Annotated in this window: 17 protein-coding genes and 1 pseudogene; 10 read left to right on the top strand and 8 right to left on the bottom strand. The window is 73.5% G+C overall.

Annotated elements, in window-relative coordinates:
- The 5 genes and pseudogenes from ABWK99_RS04400 to ABWK99_RS04380 all read right to left on the bottom strand — a co-directional run.
- Positions 1–584: pseudogene (locus ABWK99_RS04400) on the bottom strand (PTS mannitol transporter subunit IIB); the annotation flags it as partial.
- Positions 585–1,043: 459 nt separating this feature from the next.
- A complete protein-coding gene (locus ABWK99_RS04395; RefSeq protein WP_372593483.1) occupies positions 1,044–2,135 on the bottom strand; it encodes a GNAT family N-acetyltransferase in 1,092 nt (363 codons plus the stop codon).
- A 154-nt stretch (positions 2,136–2,289) separates the two neighbouring features.
- Positions 2,290–2,664: a fluoride efflux transporter CrcB gene (gene crcB / locus ABWK99_RS04390; protein WP_372593482.1), complete on the bottom strand. Its 375-nt coding sequence runs from the start codon at positions 2,662–2,664 to the stop codon at positions 2,290–2,292.
- Entirely contained in the window at positions 2,661–3,125 is a 465-nt protein-coding gene (locus tag ABWK99_RS04385) for a CrcB family protein (protein ID WP_372593481.1), read from the bottom strand. Before ABWK99_RS04385 ends, crcB begins: the two co-directional genes overlap by 4 nt.
- The gene (locus tag ABWK99_RS04380; protein ID WP_372593480.1) at positions 3,122–3,634 is read right to left on the bottom strand and encodes a universal stress protein; all 513 of its coding nucleotides are present in this window, start codon (positions 3,632–3,634) and stop codon (positions 3,122–3,124) included. The genes ABWK99_RS04385 and ABWK99_RS04380 overlap by 4 nt, the downstream gene beginning before the upstream one ends.
- 376 nt (positions 3,635–4,010) lie before the next feature.
- Here ABWK99_RS04380 and cysK point away from each other — a divergent pair, with 376 nt between their 5' ends.
- The 8 genes from cysK to ABWK99_RS04340 all read left to right on the top strand — a co-directional run bounded on the left by cysK (position 4,011) and on the right by ABWK99_RS04340 (position 12,915).
- Entirely contained in the window at positions 4,011–4,946 is a 936-nt protein-coding gene (cysK, locus tag ABWK99_RS04375; RefSeq protein ID WP_372593479.1) for a cysteine synthase A, read from the top strand.
- 1 nt (position 4,947) lies between these two features.
- Complete coding sequence (gene epsC / locus ABWK99_RS04370) at positions 4,948–5,607, top strand: serine O-acetyltransferase EpsC (RefSeq protein ID WP_372593478.1); 660 nt, start codon at positions 4,948–4,950, stop codon at positions 5,605–5,607.
- A 384-nt stretch (positions 5,608–5,991) separates the two neighbouring features.
- Positions 5,992–6,840, top strand: coding sequence for an ABC transporter ATP-binding protein (locus tag ABWK99_RS04365; RefSeq protein WP_372593477.1), 849 nt, complete (start codon positions 5,992–5,994; stop codon positions 6,838–6,840).
- A 92-nt stretch (positions 6,841–6,932) separates the two neighbouring features.
- Positions 6,933–7,976 carry an aliphatic sulfonate ABC transporter substrate-binding protein gene (locus tag ABWK99_RS04360; RefSeq protein WP_372593476.1) on the top strand — a complete coding sequence of 348 codons (1,044 nt, stop codon included), beginning with the start codon at positions 6,933–6,935 and terminating at the stop codon, positions 7,974–7,976.
- 82 nt (positions 7,977–8,058) lie between these two features.
- Positions 8,059–8,973: an ABC transporter permease gene (locus ABWK99_RS04355; RefSeq protein WP_372593475.1), complete on the top strand. Its 915-nt coding sequence runs from the start codon at positions 8,059–8,061 to the stop codon at positions 8,971–8,973.
- Complete coding sequence (acs, locus tag ABWK99_RS04350) at positions 8,967–11,018, top strand: acetate--CoA ligase (protein ID WP_372593474.1); 2,052 nt, start codon at positions 8,967–8,969, stop codon at positions 11,016–11,018. Before ABWK99_RS04355 ends, acs begins: the two co-directional genes overlap by 7 nt.
- On the top strand, positions 11,015–12,379 hold the full coding sequence (locus tag ABWK99_RS04345; protein ID WP_372593473.1) for an O-acetylhomoserine aminocarboxypropyltransferase/cysteine synthase family protein: 1,365 nt from the start codon (positions 11,015–11,017) through the stop codon (positions 12,377–12,379). Before acs ends, ABWK99_RS04345 begins: the two co-directional genes overlap by 4 nt.
- The gene (locus ABWK99_RS04340) at positions 12,376–12,915 is read left to right on the top strand and encodes a CoA-binding protein (RefSeq protein ID WP_372593472.1); all 540 of its coding nucleotides are present in this window, start codon (positions 12,376–12,378) and stop codon (positions 12,913–12,915) included. The genes ABWK99_RS04345 and ABWK99_RS04340 overlap by 4 nt, the downstream gene beginning before the upstream one ends.
- A gap of 66 nt (positions 12,916–12,981) precedes the next feature.
- Here the strand turns inward: ABWK99_RS04340 and ABWK99_RS04335 are convergent, their stop codons facing one another.
- Entirely contained in the window at positions 12,982–13,383 is a 402-nt protein-coding gene (locus ABWK99_RS04335) for an MGMT family protein (RefSeq protein ID WP_372593471.1), read from the bottom strand.
- The gene (locus ABWK99_RS04330; protein ID WP_372593470.1) at positions 13,355–14,518 is read right to left on the bottom strand and encodes a PP2C family protein-serine/threonine phosphatase; all 1,164 of its coding nucleotides are present in this window, start codon (positions 14,516–14,518) and stop codon (positions 13,355–13,357) included. Before ABWK99_RS04330 ends, ABWK99_RS04335 begins: the two co-directional genes overlap by 29 nt.
- A 91-nt stretch (positions 14,519–14,609) precedes the next feature.
- Between ABWK99_RS04330 and ABWK99_RS04325 the strand changes: the two genes are divergently transcribed.
- Positions 14,610–15,851, top strand: a complete 1,242-nt coding sequence (locus ABWK99_RS04325; protein WP_372593469.1) for a GNAT family N-acetyltransferase — start codon at positions 14,610–14,612, stop codon at positions 15,849–15,851.
- Between the two features lie 16 nt (positions 15,852–15,867).
- On the opposite strand, the gene ABWK99_RS04320 is transcribed toward ABWK99_RS04325, so the two are convergent.
- Positions 15,868–16,317 carry a ribose-5-phosphate isomerase gene (locus ABWK99_RS04320; protein ID WP_372593468.1) on the bottom strand — a complete coding sequence of 150 codons (450 nt, stop codon included), beginning with the start codon at positions 16,315–16,317 and terminating at the stop codon, positions 15,868–15,870.
- Between the two features lie 61 nt (positions 16,318–16,378).
- Here ABWK99_RS04320 and ABWK99_RS04315 point away from each other — a divergent pair.
- Positions 16,379–17,832, top strand: a 1,454-nt coding sequence (locus ABWK99_RS04315) for a M13 family metallopeptidase (RefSeq protein WP_372593467.1), incomplete at its 3' end; no start/stop codon positions are given.

The raw sequence follows: 17,832 nt of genomic DNA, 5'->3' as shown, positions 1-17,832 counted from the left end.
GGCGCGATGCCGAAGAAGGCGACGATCGCCAGCAGCATGCCGAGGATGCCGGCCGAGTACATGTTGACGAGCATCTCGAAGCCGGGCTTGATCTTGCCGTGCCAGATGGCGTCGACCTTCTTCATCAGCCACGCGGCCAGCGGGCCGACGACCATGGCACCGAGGAACATCGGGATCGTGCTGCCGACGATGACACCCATCGTGGCGATCGAGGCCACGACGCCGCCTCGCTCGCCGTAGACCATCCGGCCGCCCTGGTTGGCGATCAGCAGCGGCAGCAAGTAGATGATCATCGGGCCGACGAGGCCGAGGTACTGGGAGAAGGTCGTGCCGTCCTCGGCGGTGGCCAGCGCGGTGGCCGCGCCCTGCCAGGCGCCGGCGGCGTCGGCGTTGCCGAAACCACCGAGGATGCTGTTGGGCAACCAGCCGGCCGAGATGAACAGCGACGTGATCAGGCCCCAGGCGATGAACGCCGGGAGGTTGGGCATGATCATCCCGGTCAGGAACGCACCGAAGCGCTGGACGTGGAGCTGGGTCTTCCTACCGGTGGAAAGACTGGGAGGCGGTGCTGCGACCGTACTCATCGGGTACTCGCTCTCTGTAACGGATCGGCACTGAGCCGTCGAGGGTGATGGCGAACTTCTGTGGTCGTGCGATCCGGTCCCGAGGACGCCGGGCAGGCGCCCAGGAGACCGTGGCCTTGCTCTACAGGGTGGTCCTGATCCCCGCCGAGCGCGCGGCGAGCCGCACGCAGGAGACCGGCGCGGGGTGCTGGGGGGTTCTCGAGTCGGACGTCATCGGGCGCATCGAAGCGGGCAACCTTCCGTCGAACACATCGGTGTGCTGGTTCAGAACCTGTGACGCGAGCCTAGGGCACTCGTGCACATCTGTCCAGCACATCTGTTCACCAGTGGTGCGCACAGCGGCGCGGGACGGCCGGGGCGGCCGTTCAGTGCATCGGCAGGCGGGGTCGCGGACGTCGGTGGGCCGAGGCCGGACGGGTGGTGCCAGGCGCGTCCGGTGCGCGCACCGGCCGGGTGGTGTCAGGCGCGTCCGGTGCGCGCACCCAGCACGAGGTCCCGGTGCCAGGACTCCGTCACATAGGCCGTGCGGAAGCCCATCGCCGCGTACAGGTCGACGGCACCCGTCGGCGAGTCGGCATCGACCTCGAGACCGACCCTGTCCCGGCCGCGCCGGGCGGCATCGCTGATCACCGCGTGCAGCAGGGACTTCGCCGCGCCCCGGCCCCTGGCCGAGCGCAGGACGCCGAGATAGGCGACATAGCTGCCGTCCGGTCCCGTCCCCGCGCCCGGGAGCACCGTCCCGACCAGCGCTCCGGCCGGCCGGACCGAGCCCTCCGGCCCGTCGGTGAGCTCGGCGATCCACCAGTGGTCCCACCGGTGTCCCGGATCCTCCCGCAACCGGGCGAGGAACTCGGCGAAGGTCTCCGGGTGGTAGTTGAAGTGATCGGTGAACGCCTCCTCGAGGACCTCGTGCATCGTCCTGAGGTCGTCCTCGTCCGGCATGCCGTCCGCCGCGCGCGCCACCCGGCGCACCCGGAGGTCGGGATGGGACTGCGCCGGGGGCTCCTCGTCGAGCTGCGTCACCGGTCGGCTCATCTGGAACCAGGTCCTGGTCCGGTCGAACCCCGCGGCTGCCAGCCAGCGCTGCTGCCGCGCGTCCGAGGCGAACGCCCCGCTGTCCAGCTGGGTCGACTCCAGACCCCGCTCGCCCGCGAGGTCCTCGGCTCCTCGCTCCGCCCAGGCGAAGAGACCGGCGGCCAGGGTGTCGGCGAGGGGTGGTTCGAGGTCGGGGTCGACGACGACGGAGACGAGGACCCGCCCGGCCGCCCTGTCGTGCACGCTCCCCCAGGCCCGGACGGACCCCGAGTCGTCACGCACCTGGAGGTGCCGCCTGACGGCCGCCCCCGGTCCGGTGACCTCGACCTCGACCTCCGCCGGCCCGGCGGAGGACCATCCGCGGGCCACGGACTCGTGCCGCTGGAGGAGGGCGTGCAACGCCGCCACGTCGGCCGCCGCCGGGGGTGCGGCGGACCAGCCCGCAGGGAGAGGCTGACCACCCTCCTCGGACCCGGGGAGGAAGGGGACGGCCGGCAGGTCGGGCAACGGGTTCACCCCCCGATCCTGCCTCACCGCGCGGACATCGTCCCTTCCCGCCGCGCGACCCCCTCGGGCCTGGAGACCCTCCGCCGCGCGCCGCACGGTCGACGACGGCCGCGCGAGCACGGGCCGGCCCGCCGGGCCGGGGCCGGCCCGCGGGGCCAGGGCCCTATGCCGTCACCGCGACAACGACGATCCCGAGGGCTGCGGCGACGACGCAGGCCAGCGTCGTGCCGAGAGCATTGACCACGGCGACGCGCACCTGCCCGGCCTGCACGAGGCGCACGGTCTCGACCATGGCGGTGCTGAACGTCGTGTACCCGCCGCAGAAGCCCGCCATCACGGGCACCGACCACTCGGGTCCGAGCTCCCGGTAGGTCACGGCCCCGGCGAGCAGGCCGATGAGCGCCGATCCGCTGACGTTGACCACGAGGGTCGCGACGGGAAGGCTCCGGCTCCATCGGGCCCGCACCGAGCCGTCGACGACGAACCGCGTCGCGGCGCCGAGCCCCCCGAAGAGGGCGACGAGCAGGAGCGCGCTCACCCGGCCCCCTCCTCGGCCGCGGCCGGGTCGGCGTCGGGCGCGGGAGCGAACCGCCACGCGTGGTGCCGAGCGGCGAGCACGATCCCGCCGAGGCAGGCGCCGAACCCGACGACGAGCGTCACCACCGCGTAGCCGAGGGCGGTACCCACCGCACCTCGACCCAGGAGCTGGTCGATCTCGAGAGCGAGGCTGGAGAAGGTGGTGAAACCGCCGAGCACCCCGGTGCCCAGGCCCAGGCGGAGCAATCGGCCGCGCGGGGACTCCTCGCCACGGCGCACCAGGCCTTCGAGGAGCACCCCGAGCAGGAAGGCACCGACGACGTTCGCGGTCAGGGTCGCGACGGGCCAGCCGTGCGCAGGGCTCACGACGAGGCCGAGCCCGTACCGCCCGCTCGCCCCGAGCGCGCCACCCAGCGCCACGATGGCGACGAGCAGGGGCCTGCGGTGCGCCGGCAGGCTCATCCGACCGCCGTCGGGACGATCACCACGGGGACGGGCTGGGTGTGCGAGAGGTGCCCGGCGAGCGACCCGCCGACCATCTGGTTCATCCACCCGGCCAGACCAGGTCGCCGCGCGCCCACCACGATCATCCACGCGTCGTGCTCGACCGCTGCCGCCGCGAGCCCGGCGGCGACGTCGCCGACGGCGTACTCGAAGCGCCACGGGCCGGGGTGCGACCCGAGCTGCACGTCGAGAGCCTCGGTCAGCTCCACCTCGCCGGGGACCTCGTCACCGTCGTCCACCCGGTCGGGGTCGAGAGGAGTGGTGAGCACCGTGCCGTCCGGCTCGACACCCGTCGCGGTGCGCGAGCTGTCGATCCACACGCAGACGAGCGCAGAACCGAGCCCTGTCGCGAGGCGCGCCGCCACCCGGACGACGCGGCCCGTCTGCCCCGGCATGACGCCGACCACGACGGAACGCGAGCCATGGACCGGGTCACCGTGCCAGCGGTGCGGGGCGGAGCGCGTCATGGGGATCCTCTCGTCGTGGCGACGATACCGCCGCGGGCGGATTGCCCCGTGTCGGCGGAGCGACTACCGTCGGCCCGTCAGCACGGATCACCGACGAGGAGCGAGAGATGGTTGACGGCCTGTCGTCCCCCTCGCTGAGCGCCCCTGCGCTGTCGGCCCCCTGCTGCTGTCGCTGTCTCTAGAGCGCTGGCCCGGACCTCGGCCGGTCCCCGTCCACCCGTGCCCGGCACGGTGGCAGACCAGCGCTCGCCTCGCGCCCACCGGCCCCACCCCCGTCGTCCTGCGACGGAATGGACCGCGGGCTCCCGTCGTTCCCATGCTGCGGGCAGCGCAGCGCACCCCGGCCACCTGGCCCCCACAGACGAGGACACGCACCATGGCACGCATCTACGACGACGTCACCACGCTGGTCGGCAACACCCCGCTCGTCCGGCTCAACCGGGTCACCGGCGCAGGCGGTGCCGAGGTCGTCGCCAAGCTCGAGTTCTACAACCCCGCGAGCTCCGTCAAGGACCGGATCGGCGTCGCGATCGTCGACGCGGCCGAGCGCTCGGGACAGCTCCCCGCCGGCGGGACGATCGTCGAGGCGACCAGCGGGAACACCGGGATCGCCCTGGCGATGGTCGGCGCCGCGCGCGGGTACGACGTCGTGCTGACGATGCCCGAGTCGATGTCCAAGGAGCGCCGGGCCCTGCTGCGCGCCTTCGGCGCCGAGCTGATCCTCACCCCTGCGGGCGAAGGAATGAAGGGCGCCGTCAGCGCTGCGGAGAAGGTCGCGGCCGAGCGCCCTGGCGCCGTGCTCGCCCGCCAGTTCGCCAACGAGGCCAACCCCGCCATCCACCGTGCCACCACGGCGGAGGAGATCTGGGCCGACACCGACGGCCGCGTCGACATCCTCGTCGCGGGGATCGGTACCGGCGGGACGATCACCGGAGCGGGCCAGGCGCTCAAGGAGAAGAAGCCGAGCCTGACGGTCGTCGGGGTCGAGCCGGCCGAGTCGCCGATCCTCACGGGCGGTGCACCCGGCCCCCACAAGATCCAGGGCATCGGGGCGAACTTCGTCCCCGAGATCCTGGACACCGAGGTCTACGACGAGATCATCGACGTCGACGCGGAGACCGCAGCCGAGGTGGCCCGTCGGACGGCCCGCGAGGAGGGCCTGCTGGTCGGCTTCTCCTCCGGCGCGGCGATCCATGCCGCGACGCAGCTCGCGCACCGGCCGGAGAACGCGGGCAAGCTCATCGTGGTCATCGTCCCCTCCTTCGGCGAGCGCTACCTCTCCTCCGTCCTCTACGCCGATCTGATGGACTGACGTGAAGCGCACCTGGCGATTCCTCCGCGTGCTGCGCGAGGACCTTCAGGCGGCCCGCGACGGCGATCCCGCCGCGCACAGCAACGCCGAGGTCGCGCTCGGCTACCCGGGCGTGCACGCCGTCTGGGGGTACCGGGTCGCGCACCGGATGTGGCGCGAGCCCGCCCTGCGGCTGCCCGCACGCCTGCTCTCGCAGGCGGTCAGGGCCGCGACGGGCGTCGAGATCCATCCCGGCGCGCAGCTCGGCCGGCGGCTCTTCATCGACCACGGCATGGGTGTGGTGATCGGCGAGACGGCCGTCGTCGGGGACGACGTCGTGCTGTTCCACGGCGCGACCCTCGGCGGACGGTCCATGCGGCAGGGGAAGCGGCACCCCACCCTCGGCGACCGTGTGGTCGTCGGCTCCGGGGCGAAGATCCTCGGCCCGGTCTGGATCGGCGACGGGGCCCAGATCGGCGCGAACGCTGTGGTCGTCAAGGACGTCCCTGCGGGTGCCGTCGCCGTGGGCGTCCCGGCCGTCGTGCGCGAGGTGCACCGGACGGCCGAGGCTCGCGGCGCCGTCGACGGCCCGCTCGTGGTGGGCGCTCCCGCCGGGACCACCGCGTGGACCGACCGCGCCGAGGACGCCTCCCTCCTCGTGGACCCGGCGATCTGGATCTGACCGACAGCGACCGCACCACTGCCCGACCGTCGGCGCCGTCTCACCATGCGAGTGGGACGGCGCCGATGCTTGTCCTCCGGCGCCGACCGTGGTTAACCTCGGCACACTGTCCAGGGAGCGATCCCTGATGTCTCGATCAGCGAGACGCTTGCGAACCGGGAGGAGGTAGCGCCATGCACCGTCACTGCGACCTGCTGGCGCTGCCGATGATGCCCGGACGTGGCTGCATGCCACGCGCCGGCGTCTGACGCGCTGATCCCGCTCCACCCACGGAGCCCCTCCAGCCCGTCCGGTCCTTGACCCTCGACGTCGGCGCTCACCCCGCCCCCGTTCGAGCAACGGCCCGCGCCCGCCCGCGCGCCGCCCGGCACCGAGGACCTCCCCATGAGCATCACCCTGCAGACCACCGGCACGCGCCACCCGGCCCACGCGGTCACCCTGCGCGGCGTCGGCAGGACCTTCCCCGCGCGCCGCCGGGGGTGCCCCGCCACGACCGTCCTCGCCGACGTCGACCTGGAGATCGCCCCCGGCGAGATCGTCGCCCTCATCGGTGCCTCCGGCTGCGGCAAGTCCACGCTGCTGCGCCAGGTCGTCGGGCTCGACCGCCCGACGACAGGGTCCGTCGAGCTCGACGGCACCCCCGTCGACGGGATCGACCCGCGTTGCGCGGTCGCGTTCCAGGAGCCGCGACTGCTCCCCTGGCGGACGCTGGCCCAGAACGTCGCCCTCGGCCTTCCCCGCGGGACGGAGCGCACCGCCGGCGCCCGTCGCGTCGCCGAGCTCCTCGAGCTCGTCGGCCTCGGCGCCCACGCCGACCACCGCCCCCGCCAGGTCTCCGGCGGGATGGCCCAGCGCGCCTCCCTCGCCCGGGCCCTGGCCCGCACGCCGGGAGTGCTCCTGCTCGACGAGCCCTTCGGCGCCCTCGACGCCCTGACCCGGCTGAGGATGCAGGACCTGCTGCTCGAGGTGCACGCGGCGGAGCCCACCACCGTGGTCCTCGTGACGCACGACGTCGACGAGGCGCTCTCCCTCGCGGACCGGATCGTCCTGCTCGGGCGGTCCGCCTCCGCCGACCCGTCGGCACCTGCGGGCGTGCTGCGGGAGGTCCGCGTCCCCGGGGCCCGGCCCCGCGACCGGGCGGACTCCGCACTCGCGCGCCTGCGCGCCGAGCTCCTCGAGGGTCTCGGCGTCCCCAGCCACCACCACGACCCGGACCGCGACCACTCGATCTGAGGTCCCCCGCACTGCGCCCGGCACCCGCCGCGGCGTCCCGGAGCCTGCGCGCTCCCCCTCGGGCCACCGTGCCCTCGTCCCAGGAGAAACCGATGAATCACCGCCTCTCACTGCCCGTCACCGTGGTCGGCCTCGCCACCGCCCTGATGCTCGGCGGGTGCGCGGCCGGCGAGGGCTCCTCGACGACCGACCCGGTCCCCGCCTCCGCCGCCAGCAGCGGATGGAGCAGCGACACGCTGAACGTGGACTTCGCGACGTACAACCCGCTGAGCCTGATCATCAAGGACCAGGGCTGGCTCGAGGACACGCTCGGGGACGAGGTCACCGTGACCTGGACCCAGTCGGCCGGCTCCAACAAGGCCAACGAGGCGCTCCGCGCCGCTGCCATCGACGTCGGTTCGACGGCCGGGTCCGCGGCGCTCCTCGCCCGCGCGAACGGCTCGCCGATCAAGACGATCGACATCTACACCCAGCCCGAGTGGTCGGCGATCGTCGTGCCGAAGGACTCCCCTCTCACGTCCGTCGCCGACCTCGCCGGACACTCCGTCGCCGCCACCAAGGGCACCGACCCGTACTTCTTCCTGCTCCAGGCCCTGGAGGCGAACGGCCTCAGCCTCGACGACGTCGAGGTGCAGAACCTCCAGCACGCCGACGGTCGGGTCGCACTGGAGAACGGGGCAGTGGACGCCTGGGCCGGGCTCGACCCGATCATGGCCGACACCGAGGTCAACGCGGGAAGCAGGTTGATCTTCCGGGACGTGGACTTCAACAGCTACGGCTTCCTCAACGCCCGCGAGGAGTTCCTCGCCGAGCACGCCGACCTCGCCCAGCTGGTGGTCGACGCCTACGAGAAGGCCCGTGCCTGGGCCATCGCGAACCCGGAGGAGACCGCCCGGATCCTCGCAGACGTCTCCGGGATCGACCTGGCGATCGCGCAGAAGGTGATCCTCGAGCGCACGACGATCGACCTCGACCCCGTGCCCGGCGAGGCCCAGCGTGCGGTCCTCGCCACCATCGGCCCGATCTTCGTCGAGTCGGGGGACGTCTCCGACCAGGCGCAGATCGACGAGGCCCTCGACTCGCTGTTCGACGGCTCGCTCGCCTCGGCGGCCGACCCGTCCCGGATCGCCGACTGACCGCAGACCCGCCCGACCTGCTCGAGACAGGCCGGCCGGACGGCACCCCGTCCGGCCGGCCACCCCGACCGAAGGAACCGAGATGACCGCCCTGAGCAGCACCGGACCTGCCGCCCTGCGGCAGCAGGTCCCGCGGGCCGCCGGCACGATCGGCACCGCCACCCAGGACCCCGACCCGGGCGAGGCGGAGAGCCGCCTCGCCGCCGACCCGACCTCGCCCCTCGGCGGACCGGAGCCGCTGGTCGAGCGCCGCTGGGCGCGCATCGGCGTCACCGCCGCCCTTCCGCTGCTCGTCCTTGCCGCGTGGCACCTGGCCACGAGCGTGACCGGGACCTTCGCCTCGTACCAGCTCCCGTCCCCGACCGCAGTGGTGCAGGCGGGGGTCGAGCTCGCCCAGCGCGGTGAGCTGTGGACCCACCTGCAGATCTCCACCCAGCGGGTGCTGATCGGCTTCGCCCTCGGATCGCTGGCCGGGCTGGTCACCGGCGCGCTCGTCGGGCTCTCCCGGCTCGCCGACCTGGCGACCTCCGGGACCACCGGAGCCCTGCGCGCCGTCCCGTCGCTCGCCTGGGTCCCGCTGCTCATCCTCTGGATGGGCATCAACGAGGACTCCAAGGTGACGCTCATCGCCATCGGGGCCTTCTTCCCCGTCTGGACCACCGTCGCCTCGGCGCTGCGCCATGTCGACCCGCACCTGGTCGAGGCAGGGCGCGCCTTCGGACTGCACGGGCCGCGGCTCCTGGTCCGTGTCCAGCTCCCCGCTGCCACCCCTGCTGTCGTCTCCGGGCTGCGCCTGGCCCTGGCGCAGTCCTGGCTCTTCCTCGTCGCCGCGGAGCTCATCGCCTCCTCGATGGGCCTCGGCTTCCTGCTGACCGACTCCGCCAACAACGGTCGGGTCGACCGCATCCTGCTGGCGATCGTGCTGCTGGCCGTCCTGGGCAAGACGACGGACGCCCTCATCGGCGTCGCCGAGCGGAGGTTCGGAGCCCGATGGTGACCAGCACCCCTCTCTTCGACACCGAGCGCAGTCACCCGCCCGCCGCGGGCGACTGGAACATCGGCCCTCAGCAGGCCGCCGAGCTTCGCGCGGCGGGCGCAGCTGACCCGGTCTCCTTCTGGGAGGCCGCCGCGCGACGGCTGGAATGGGCCGAGCCGTGGCACACCGCCCACAGCTGGGCACCCGCCGTGCCCGACCCCGAGGCCCCGGGGGGCCTCACCGTCCCGCGCGCCGAGTGGTTCGCCGGAGGACGGCTCAACGTCGCGGTCAACTGCGTCGACCGGCACGTCGCCGCCGGTCGGGGGGAGAAGGTCGCCCTGCACGTCGAGGGTGAGCCGGGCGACCGGCGCAGCCTGACCTACGCCGAGCTGCAGCGCGAGGTCAGCCGTGCGGCGAACGCCTTCACCGCGCTCGGCGTCGAGCAGGGCGACCGCGTCGTGCTCTACCTGCCCGTGCTCGCCGAGACGGTCATCGCCACGCTCGCGCTGGCCCGTATCGGCGCGGTGCACTCCCTCGTCTTCGGCGGGTTCTCCGCCGAGGCGCTGCGCTTCCGGCTGGTCGACCTCGGCGCGAAGCTCCTGATCACCTCCGACGGGCAGTACCGGCGGGGTCGGGCCGTGCCGACCAAGGAGGTCGCGGACGAGGCCGCCGCGGGGCTGCCGCACCTGGAGCACGTCGTGGTCGTGCGACGCACCGGCGAGGAGACGGTCACCCCGTGGAGCCCCGGCCGGGACGTCTGGTGGCACGACGTCGTCGGGACGGCTCCCGACGTGCACGAGGCCACGGCCTTCGACGCCGAGACTCCCCTCTTCGTCATCTACACCTCGGGCACCACCGGACGCCCCAAGGGCCTGGTGCACACCAGCGGCGGCTACCTCACACAGGCCGCGTGGACGCACTGGGCGCAGTTCGACGCACGCGAGGACGACGTCCACTGGTGCACGGCCGACCTGGCATGGGTCACGGCCCACACCTACGAGATCTACGGACCGCTCGCCAACGGGCTCACCCAGGTGATCTACGAGGGCACCCCCGACACCCCGCACCCCGGGCGGCACCTGGAGATCATCGAGCGCTACGGCGTGACCGTCTACTACACCGCTCCCACGCTCGTCCGCGCGCTGATGGCCTGGTTCCCGGACGGACTGCCGGACACCTACGACCTGTCGTCGATCCGCCTGCTCGGCTCCGTGGGAGAAGCCATCAACCCCGCGGTGTGGCGCTGGTTCCGCGAGCAGCTGGGTCGAGGGGAGGTGCCCGTGATCGACACCTGGTGGCAGTCGGAGACCGGCGCCGCGATGGTCGCCCCCTTGCCGGGGGCGAGCACGCTCAAGCCCGGCTCGGCGACCCGTGCCCTTCCCGGGATCGACGTCCGGGTGGTCGACGAGTCAGGCGCCGAGGTGCCGGCGGGCGTCGGCGGGCTGCTGGTCGTCGCCGGGACCTGGCCCGCGATGGCCCGGACGGTCTGGGGAGACCCCGAGCGCTACCGCGACTCCTACTTCGCCAGGTTCGCCGCCCAGGGCTGGTTCCTGGCGGGCGACGGCGCGCGGCTCGACGCCGACGGCGACCTGTGGCTGCTCGGACGGGTCGACGACGTCATCAACGTCTCCGGCCACCGGCTGTCCACGGTGGAGATCGAGTCGGCGCTCGTCGCGCTGCCGGAGGTCGCCGAGGCCGGGGTGGCGGGGGTGCGGGACGAACGGACGGGTCAGGCGATCGTCGCGTTCGTCGTGCCCTCCCGAGCACCGGCCGCTGCCGACGACACCGTCGCGTGGGTCGAGCACGGACGCGCGCTCACCTCCGAGCTGCGCCGGCACGTGCGGCAGACCATCGGTCCGATCGCCGCACCGCGCGAGGTGGTCGCCGTCCCGGACCTGCCGAAGACCCGCTCGGGCAAGATCCTGCGGCGGCTGCTCGCCGACCTCGTCGCCGGGGACCCGCTCGGCGACCTCACCTCCCTGCAGGACGAGGCCTCCGTCAGCCGGATCCGCAGCATCCTCACCGCCCGCTCCACGCTCACCGCCCCTCCCGAGGAGAACCGATGACCACGCAGACGAACGACCGCGCCTGGGGCTTCCGCACCCGGGCCCTGCACGCCGGCGGCGCCCCCGACTCCGCGACCGGTGCGCGCGCCGTGCCGATCTACCAGACGACGAGCTTCGTCTTCGACGACACCGCGGACGCCTCCGCGCTGTTCGCCCTGCAGAAGTACGGCTCGATCTACTCGCGCATCGGCAACCCGACGGTCGCCGCCCTGGAGGAGCGCATCGCCTCGCTCGAGGGCGGGATCGGCGCCGTGGCGACGGCATCGGGGATGTCGGCCGAGTTCGTGACCTTCGCGGCGCTCGTCGGGGCCGGGGACCACGTGGTCGCAGCGGCCGCGCTCTACGGCGGCACGCTCACCCAGCTCGACGTGACCCTGCGGCGCTTCGGCGTCTCGACCACCTTCGTCCAGGGCACCGACCCCGCCGACTACGCAGCGGCGATCCGCCCGGAGACGAAGGTCGTGTTCGCCGAGCTGGTCGCGAACCCGTCGGGCGAGGTCACGGACATCGCCGGGCTGGCGGAGGTGGCGCACGCCGCGGGGGTGCCGCTCGTCATCGACGCGACGCTCGCCACGCCCTACCTGTGCCGCCCCTTGGAGCACGGGGCCGACATCGTCCTGCACTCGGTGACCAAGTTCCTCGGCGGTCACGGGACGACGCTCGGCGGGATCGTGGTGGAGAGCGGGCGCTTCGACTGGGGCAACGGGAAGTTCCCCCAGATGACCGAGCCCGTCGAGTCCTACGGCGGGGTGCGCTGGTGGGACAACTTCGGCGAGTACGGCTTCCTCACCAAGCTGCGCTCCGAACAGCTCCGCGACATCGGGCCGACGCTCTCGGCGCAGGCGGCCTTCACCCTGCTCCAGGGCATCGAGACCCTCCCGCAGCGGATGGACGCGCACCTCGCAGGGGCGAGGGCCGTCGCCACGTGGCTCGAGGACGACCCGCGGGTGAGCGAGGTCGCCTGGCCGGGACTCCCCTCGCACCCGCACCACGAGCGCGCCGCACGGTACCTGCCGCTCGGCCCGGGAGCCGTCTTCTCCTTCGGGGTGCGCGGGACGGCGGGGGTGCCGGCGCGCGAGGCGGGTCAGCGCCTCATCGAGTCGGTGCGGCTGGCCAGCCACCTGGCCAACGTGGGCGACGCCAAGACGCTCGTCATCCACCCTGCCTCGACCACCCACCGGCAGCTGACAGCCGAGCAGCTGGCCGCCGCGGGTGTCCGGGAGGACCTGGTCCGGATCAGCGTCGGGCTCGAGGACGTGGAGGACATCCTTTGGGACCTCGACCAGGCCCTCACCGCCGCCGTCGGGCCGGCCGCGACGTTCGTCCCCGCCGGTGCTCAGGTCGCGCAGGTGCAGGCATGAGCGCCGTGCCGGCGGCCGTGACGGCCGAGACCTGCGCACTCCCCTCGACCGATGTCCCGGGGCGCGGGTGGACGGGCCCCGGGGCGACGGAGCGCCACGCGATCCTGCGGCGCACCCGCACCGTTGCCATCGTGGGGGCGTCGGAGAACCCCGCGCGCGCGAGCTTCTTCGTCGCGACGTACCTGCGCAGCTCCTCGCCGTACGAGGTCTGGTTCGTCAACCCACGCGCCACGTCGATCCTCGGGCAGCCGGTGTACCCCTCGCTCGACGCCCTTCCGGGCGTCCCGGACCTCGTGGACGTCTTCCGACGGCACGCGGACCTGCCGCAGGTGCTCGACGAGACGATCGCCGTCGGGGCGAGGACGCTCTGGCTCCAGCTCGGCTCCTGGCACGAGGAGGTGGCACAGCGGGCGGAGCAGGCGGGTCTCGACGTCGTCATGGACCGTTGCCTCAAGATCGAGCACGCCCGGTTCCACGGAGGTCTGCACCTCGCCGGGTTCGACACCGGGGTGATCGACTCGCGTCGACGTCGCTGAGGCCTCGGGTCCCTCGGCGATCGCGAGGTGCCGGGCAGCCCCTGGGCGCGCCCGGCGCCTCGCCGCTCAGCCGATGTCGTCCTGCGGCGGCCACCACAGGGCACGGCTCAGCACCACCCGGGCGCCCGGGTCCTGGGCGGCGCCGTCGTCGCTCAGCGGACACCCCTCGGCGCGCAGCAGGGCGAGCGCGTGCTCGCGGTGGTGAGCGGGTGGTCGGCCCGCCGCGTTCACCACGCGCCACCACGGGACGGCGCCACCGGCGCGCGCGAGCACCGTCCCCACCTGACGGGGCCCGCCGACCCCCCAGCGCTCACGCAGCACCTCGGCGAGCGTGCCGTAGGTGCTGGCCCGCCCCGCGGGGATCTGCTCGACCAGGTCGAGCACGGCCTCCAGGTAGTCCTCGGGGGTGCACCGGTCACGACCGTCGCCCCGCGAGCTCTCAGTCGCGGCGGACCAGGACGAGCGCACGGTCGTCGTTCTCCCCCGCTCGCACCCCGGCGACGACGGCTTCCGCCCCGCCACGCCGCGTCGCCACGATCCGCTCCGCGACGCCCATCAACCGGTCGATCCCGAGGTCGAGATCACGGCCCGGCACCTCGACCATCCCGTCGGTGTACAGCACGACGGTGTCCCCCGGCTCCAGCACTCCCTCGCGCACCGGGAAGGAGCCGCCCGCCACGACACCGAGCACGGGGCCGCCGGCACCGTCGAGCGTCTCGACGAGACCGGAGGCGGCGTGCAGGTGCACGGCCGGCGGGTGGCCGGCGTGCGAGACCCGGAAATGCCCCGTCGGCAGGTCGACGGCGAGGTGCACGGCCGTCGCGAAGCCCTCCGACCAGTCCTGGGCCAGCAGGTAGGTGTTCGCCGCGGGGAGGAACTCCCCGGACGGCATCGCACCGAGCAGGCCGCCGAAGGCACCGGAGAGCAGCAGCGAGCGCACCCCCGCCTCCTGGCCCTTCCCGGTGACGTCGACGAGGACGATCTCCAGCACCTGCCCGGCCGCGCTGTGCCGCGCCACGAGGAAGTCCCCGGAGAACGCCTCACCGAAGGCCGAGCGGATGACCGAGTCCACCTGCCAGCCCGGGGGCAGCGCGGGGATCCGGCCGTGCGCTGCCAGCCGGTCCCGCAGGTCGACGAGCATGAGCTGCGAGGGAGCGCCCTGGAGGCCGAGCCGGTCGCGCGAGGTGACGAACCCCACCCCGACGACGACCCCGACGGCCTGCACGATGAGCTGGCCGGGGGTGAAGGCGACCAACCCCGAGAGCTGGAGGGCGAGGACCTCGGCGAACAGCAGGACCGAGAGCGCAAGGATGGCCGTCCGCCGCAGCACGAACACGCCGAGGAGCACCACGAGGAGCACGGTCGCCGGGGGAACCCACGCCGGGATGGCGGCCATCCCGGCGGCGACGAGCAGCGAGATCGCCGCGAGCGCGGCACTCGGCACGACCTGCCCCGTCATCCGGTGCTGCCACGCGACGAACCCCCGGCCCGCGCGCACGCCGACCAGGCCCCGCAGGCCCCGACGCATCCGCCGGGGCGTACCGGGCCTGGACTGCCAGGTGCGGCTCGGGGCCGGCACCACGCTGACCTGCTCGGGACTCACGTCGCCGAGGCTACCTTCGTCACGCCCCGCGGGCCCCGGTGCGCGCGAATAGATCTTGGCGCCGGGCGTGCCATGAGGCACGATCGCAGCCATGACTCCTCTGCCGCCGGGGTACCGGCTCGTCGACCTGACCGAGCAGGACGCCCTGGAGATGATGACTCTCGACGCCTGGGCCTTCGCCATCCCGACCGACCCGGCGACCAGCGCGGCCGGGCCCCTGCCCGTCCCATGGGAACGAGCGCGCGGCGTGCGGGACTCCGACGGGGCCCTCGTCGCGAGCCACTCGTCCTACCCCTACCGGGAGTTCCCGGTGCCCGGCGCGCGGGTCCCCGTCGCGGGCCTCACCTGGGTGGGCGTCCATCCCGCCTCCCGTCGTCGCGGGCTGCTCCGCTCGATGATCGAGGACCACATGAGCCGCAGCCTCGGTCGCGGCGAGCCGGTCTCCGCGCTGTACGCGGCCGAGCCGGCGATCTACGGCCGGTTCGGCTACGGACTCGCGGCGCACGAGGTCCGGCTGCGCCTGCCTCGCCGGGCCGCCCTGCGCGACGTCGAGGGCTCGGCCGAGCTCACGGTCCGGCTCGAGGTTGCCGACCCGGAGCTGCACGGACCGACCGTGGCGGCGCTGCACGCCGCCGTCGACCGCCCCGGCTGGGCGGACCGCGACGCGCGCCAGCAGGCCGCCTTCTTCCACGACCCCGCCGACGAGCGCAACGGCGGCGAGGCGCTGCGCATCGCGGTGGTCGAGCGCCAGGGCACGCCGCTCGGCTATGCCTTCTTCCGCCGGCACTCCTCCTGGGAGCACGCCGGGCCCCGGGGGACGGTCAAGGTCCGTGAGGTGTGCGTCCAGGAGCCCGCCGCCGCGCGGGCGCTGTGGGGGGTGCTGCTCGACCTCGACCTCATGGCCACGACGGAGGTCATGAGCCTCCCGGTCGACGACCCGCTGCTCGGGCTCCTCGTCGACCAGCGGGCCGCGGAGCCGCGCTGGGTCGACAACCTCTGGGTGCGGGTCCTGGACGTCCGGGCGGCACTGGCCGCGCGCCGCTACTCCGCACCGGTCGACGTCGTCCTGGAGGTGCGCGACGAGCTGCTCGCGGCGAACGAGGGGCGCTGGCACCTGGTCGGCGGGCCCGAGGGTGCTGAGGTCACCAGGACCGACCGCCCTGCCGATCTCGACCTCGACGTGCGCGAGCTCGGCGCCGTCTACCTCGGCGGGACCTCGCTGAGCGGCCTGGCAGCGGCGGGCCTGGTGCGCGAGCACACGGCCGGAGCCGTGCACCGCTCGGCCGTCGCCTTCGGCTGGCCGGTCGCTCCGGTCAGCAGCTGGGTGTGGTGAGCCGGACCGACGTGCGTCAGCGCGTCGCCTCGTAGTCGGCCAGCTGGTCGATGCGGCGCTGGTGCCGCGCATCTCCGCTGAACGGCTCGGCGAGGAACGCGTCGACGAAGGACGTCGACTCCTCGACGCTGTGCTGGCGCCCGCCGACGGAGATGACGTTCGCGTCGTTGTGCTGACGGGCCAGTCGAGCGGTGTCGAGGTTCCAGGCGAGGGCCGCGCGCACCCCTGCGACCTTATTCGCTGCGATCTGCTCGCCGTTCCCCGAACCGCCGATGACGATCCCGAGGCTGCCCGGGTCGGCCACGACGGCCTCGCCCGCCTCCAGGCAGAAGGCCGGGTAGTCGTCCTGGGCGTCGTACTCGTGGGCGCCGTGGTCGACGACGTCGTGACCGGCCGCGCGCAGGTGAGCGACGAGATGGGCCTTGAGCTCGAAACCCGCGTGATCCGCGGCGATGTGGATGCGCATGGGCCTCATCCTGCCGCACGCGGGGACGCCGCCGGGCACGGGACTCGCCTAACCTGCTCGCATGACGAGCACGCGCAGCGGAATCGACCACGAGGCCATCGATCACGAGGTCCGCCCTCAGGACGACCTCTACCTGCACGCCAACGGCCGGTGGCTGGCGACGCACGAGATCCCCGACGACCGGGCGATGGACGGCGGCTTCCGCCGGCTCCACGACGAGGCGGAGGAGCAGGTCAGGGCGATCATCGAGGAGCTGGGCGCAGCCCAGGCCGACGGCTCGGCTCCCGCCGAGCCGCACGCCGCACGTATCGGCGCGCTGTACGCGAGCTTCATGGACACCGAGACCGTCGAGCGGCTGGGCCTGGCCCCGATCGCCGAGGAGCTCGCAGCCGTCGACGCGGCGACGACTCCGGCCGAGCGCGTCGCGGTGCTCGGCGCCCTGCAGCGCACCGGGGGCGCCGGAGGCGTCGAGCTCTACGTCGACAACGACGCGAAGGACCCCGAGACCTACGTCGTGCACCTCGTCCAGGACGGGATCGGCCTGCCGGACGAGGCCTACTACCGCGAGGACCAGTACGCCGCGATCCGCGAGGCGTACCTGGCCCACCTGGGCCGCATGCTCGCGCTCAGCGGGCTCGAGGGCGCAGCCGACGCCGCACGACGCGTCCTGGACCTGGAGACGCGGATCGCCGCAGCGCACTGGGACGTGGTCAAGGACCGTGACGCCGAGCTCACCTACAACCCGATGGGACTCGACGAGCTCGCCCAGGCCGCGCCCGGGTTCGACTGGGCGGCATGGGTCGCTGCGCTCGGTGCACCCGAGGGTGCGCTCGACCGCGTCGTCGTGCGCGAGCCCGATGCCCTCGTCGGCTTCGCAGCCCTCTGGCAGGAGGCCGATCCCGCCGACTGGACCGCGTGGCTGCGGTACCACCTGATCACCGCTCGGGCCCCGTACCTGCACGACGAGGTCGTCCAGGCCAACTTCGACTTCTACGGGCGCACGCTCTCGGGCACGCCCGCCGTGCGCGAGCGCTGGAAGCGCGGCGTCTCGGTCGTCCAGGGCGCCCTCGGCGAGGCCGTCGGCCAGGAGTACGTGGCGCGGCACTTCCCCGCCACCCACAAGGCCCGCATGCTCACCCTCGTCCAGCACCTGCTCGAGGCCTACGGCGAGTCCATCAGCGCCCTGGACTGGATGGGCGCCGACACCCGCGCCAAGGCCCTGGACAAGCTCGCGACGTTCAACCCGAAGATCGGCTACCCCGACCGGTGGAAGTCCTACGAGGGGCTGGAGATCCGCGCGGACGACCTCCTCGGCAACGTGCGGCGCTCGCACGCGTACGAGACGGACCGCGAGCTGCGCAAGATCGGCAGCCCGCTCGACCGTGGGGAGTGGTTCATGACCCCGCAGACGGTCAACGCCTACTACAACCCCGGGATGAACGAGATCGTCTTCCCCGCCGCGATCCTCCAGCCGCCGTTCTTCGACGCCGAGGCGGACGACGCCGTGAACTACGG

It is taken from the genome of Actinotalea sp. (assembly GCF_041597215.1).
GTDB lineage: Bacteria > Actinomycetota > Actinomycetes > Actinomycetales > Cellulomonadaceae > Actinotalea.
Note: the sequence above shows the minus strand (reverse complement) of the source record. Positions and strands in the feature narration are given on the sequence as shown.

What these genes read in the sequence shown, in the direction of transcription:
- ABWK99_RS04385 (WP_372593481.1), bottom strand. Translation starts at nt 3,125, where the DNA reads ATGAGCCTGCCGGCGCACCGCAGGCCCCTGCTCGTCGCCATCGTGGCG.
- ABWK99_RS04380 (WP_372593480.1), bottom strand. Translation starts at nt 3,634, where the DNA reads ATGACGCGCTCCGCCCCGCACCGCTGGCACGGTGACCCGGTCCATGGC.
- cysK (WP_372593479.1), top strand. Translation starts at nt 4,011, where the DNA reads ATGGCACGCATCTACGACGACGTCACCACGCTGGTCGGCAACACCCCG.
- ABWK99_RS04365 (WP_372593477.1), top strand. Translation starts at nt 5,992, where the DNA reads ATGAGCATCACCCTGCAGACCACCGGCACGCGCCACCCGGCCCACGCG.
- ABWK99_RS04360 (WP_372593476.1), top strand. Translation starts at nt 6,933, where the DNA reads ATGAATCACCGCCTCTCACTGCCCGTCACCGTGGTCGGCCTCGCCACC.
- ABWK99_RS04355 (WP_372593475.1), top strand. Translation starts at nt 8,059, where the DNA reads ATGACCGCCCTGAGCAGCACCGGACCTGCCGCCCTGCGGCAGCAGGTC.
- acs (WP_372593474.1), top strand. Translation starts at nt 8,967, where the DNA reads ATGGTGACCAGCACCCCTCTCTTCGACACCGAGCGCAGTCACCCGCCC.
- ABWK99_RS04345 (WP_372593473.1), top strand. Translation starts at nt 11,015, where the DNA reads ATGACCACGCAGACGAACGACCGCGCCTGGGGCTTCCGCACCCGGGCC.
- ABWK99_RS04340 (WP_372593472.1), top strand. Translation starts at nt 12,376, where the DNA reads ATGAGCGCCGTGCCGGCGGCCGTGACGGCCGAGACCTGCGCACTCCCC.
- ABWK99_RS04325 (WP_372593469.1), top strand. Translation starts at nt 14,610, where the DNA reads ATGACTCCTCTGCCGCCGGGGTACCGGCTCGTCGACCTGACCGAGCAG.
- ABWK99_RS04320 (WP_372593468.1), bottom strand. Translation starts at nt 16,317, where the DNA reads ATGCGCATCCACATCGCCGCGGATCACGCGGGTTTCGAGCTCAAGGCC.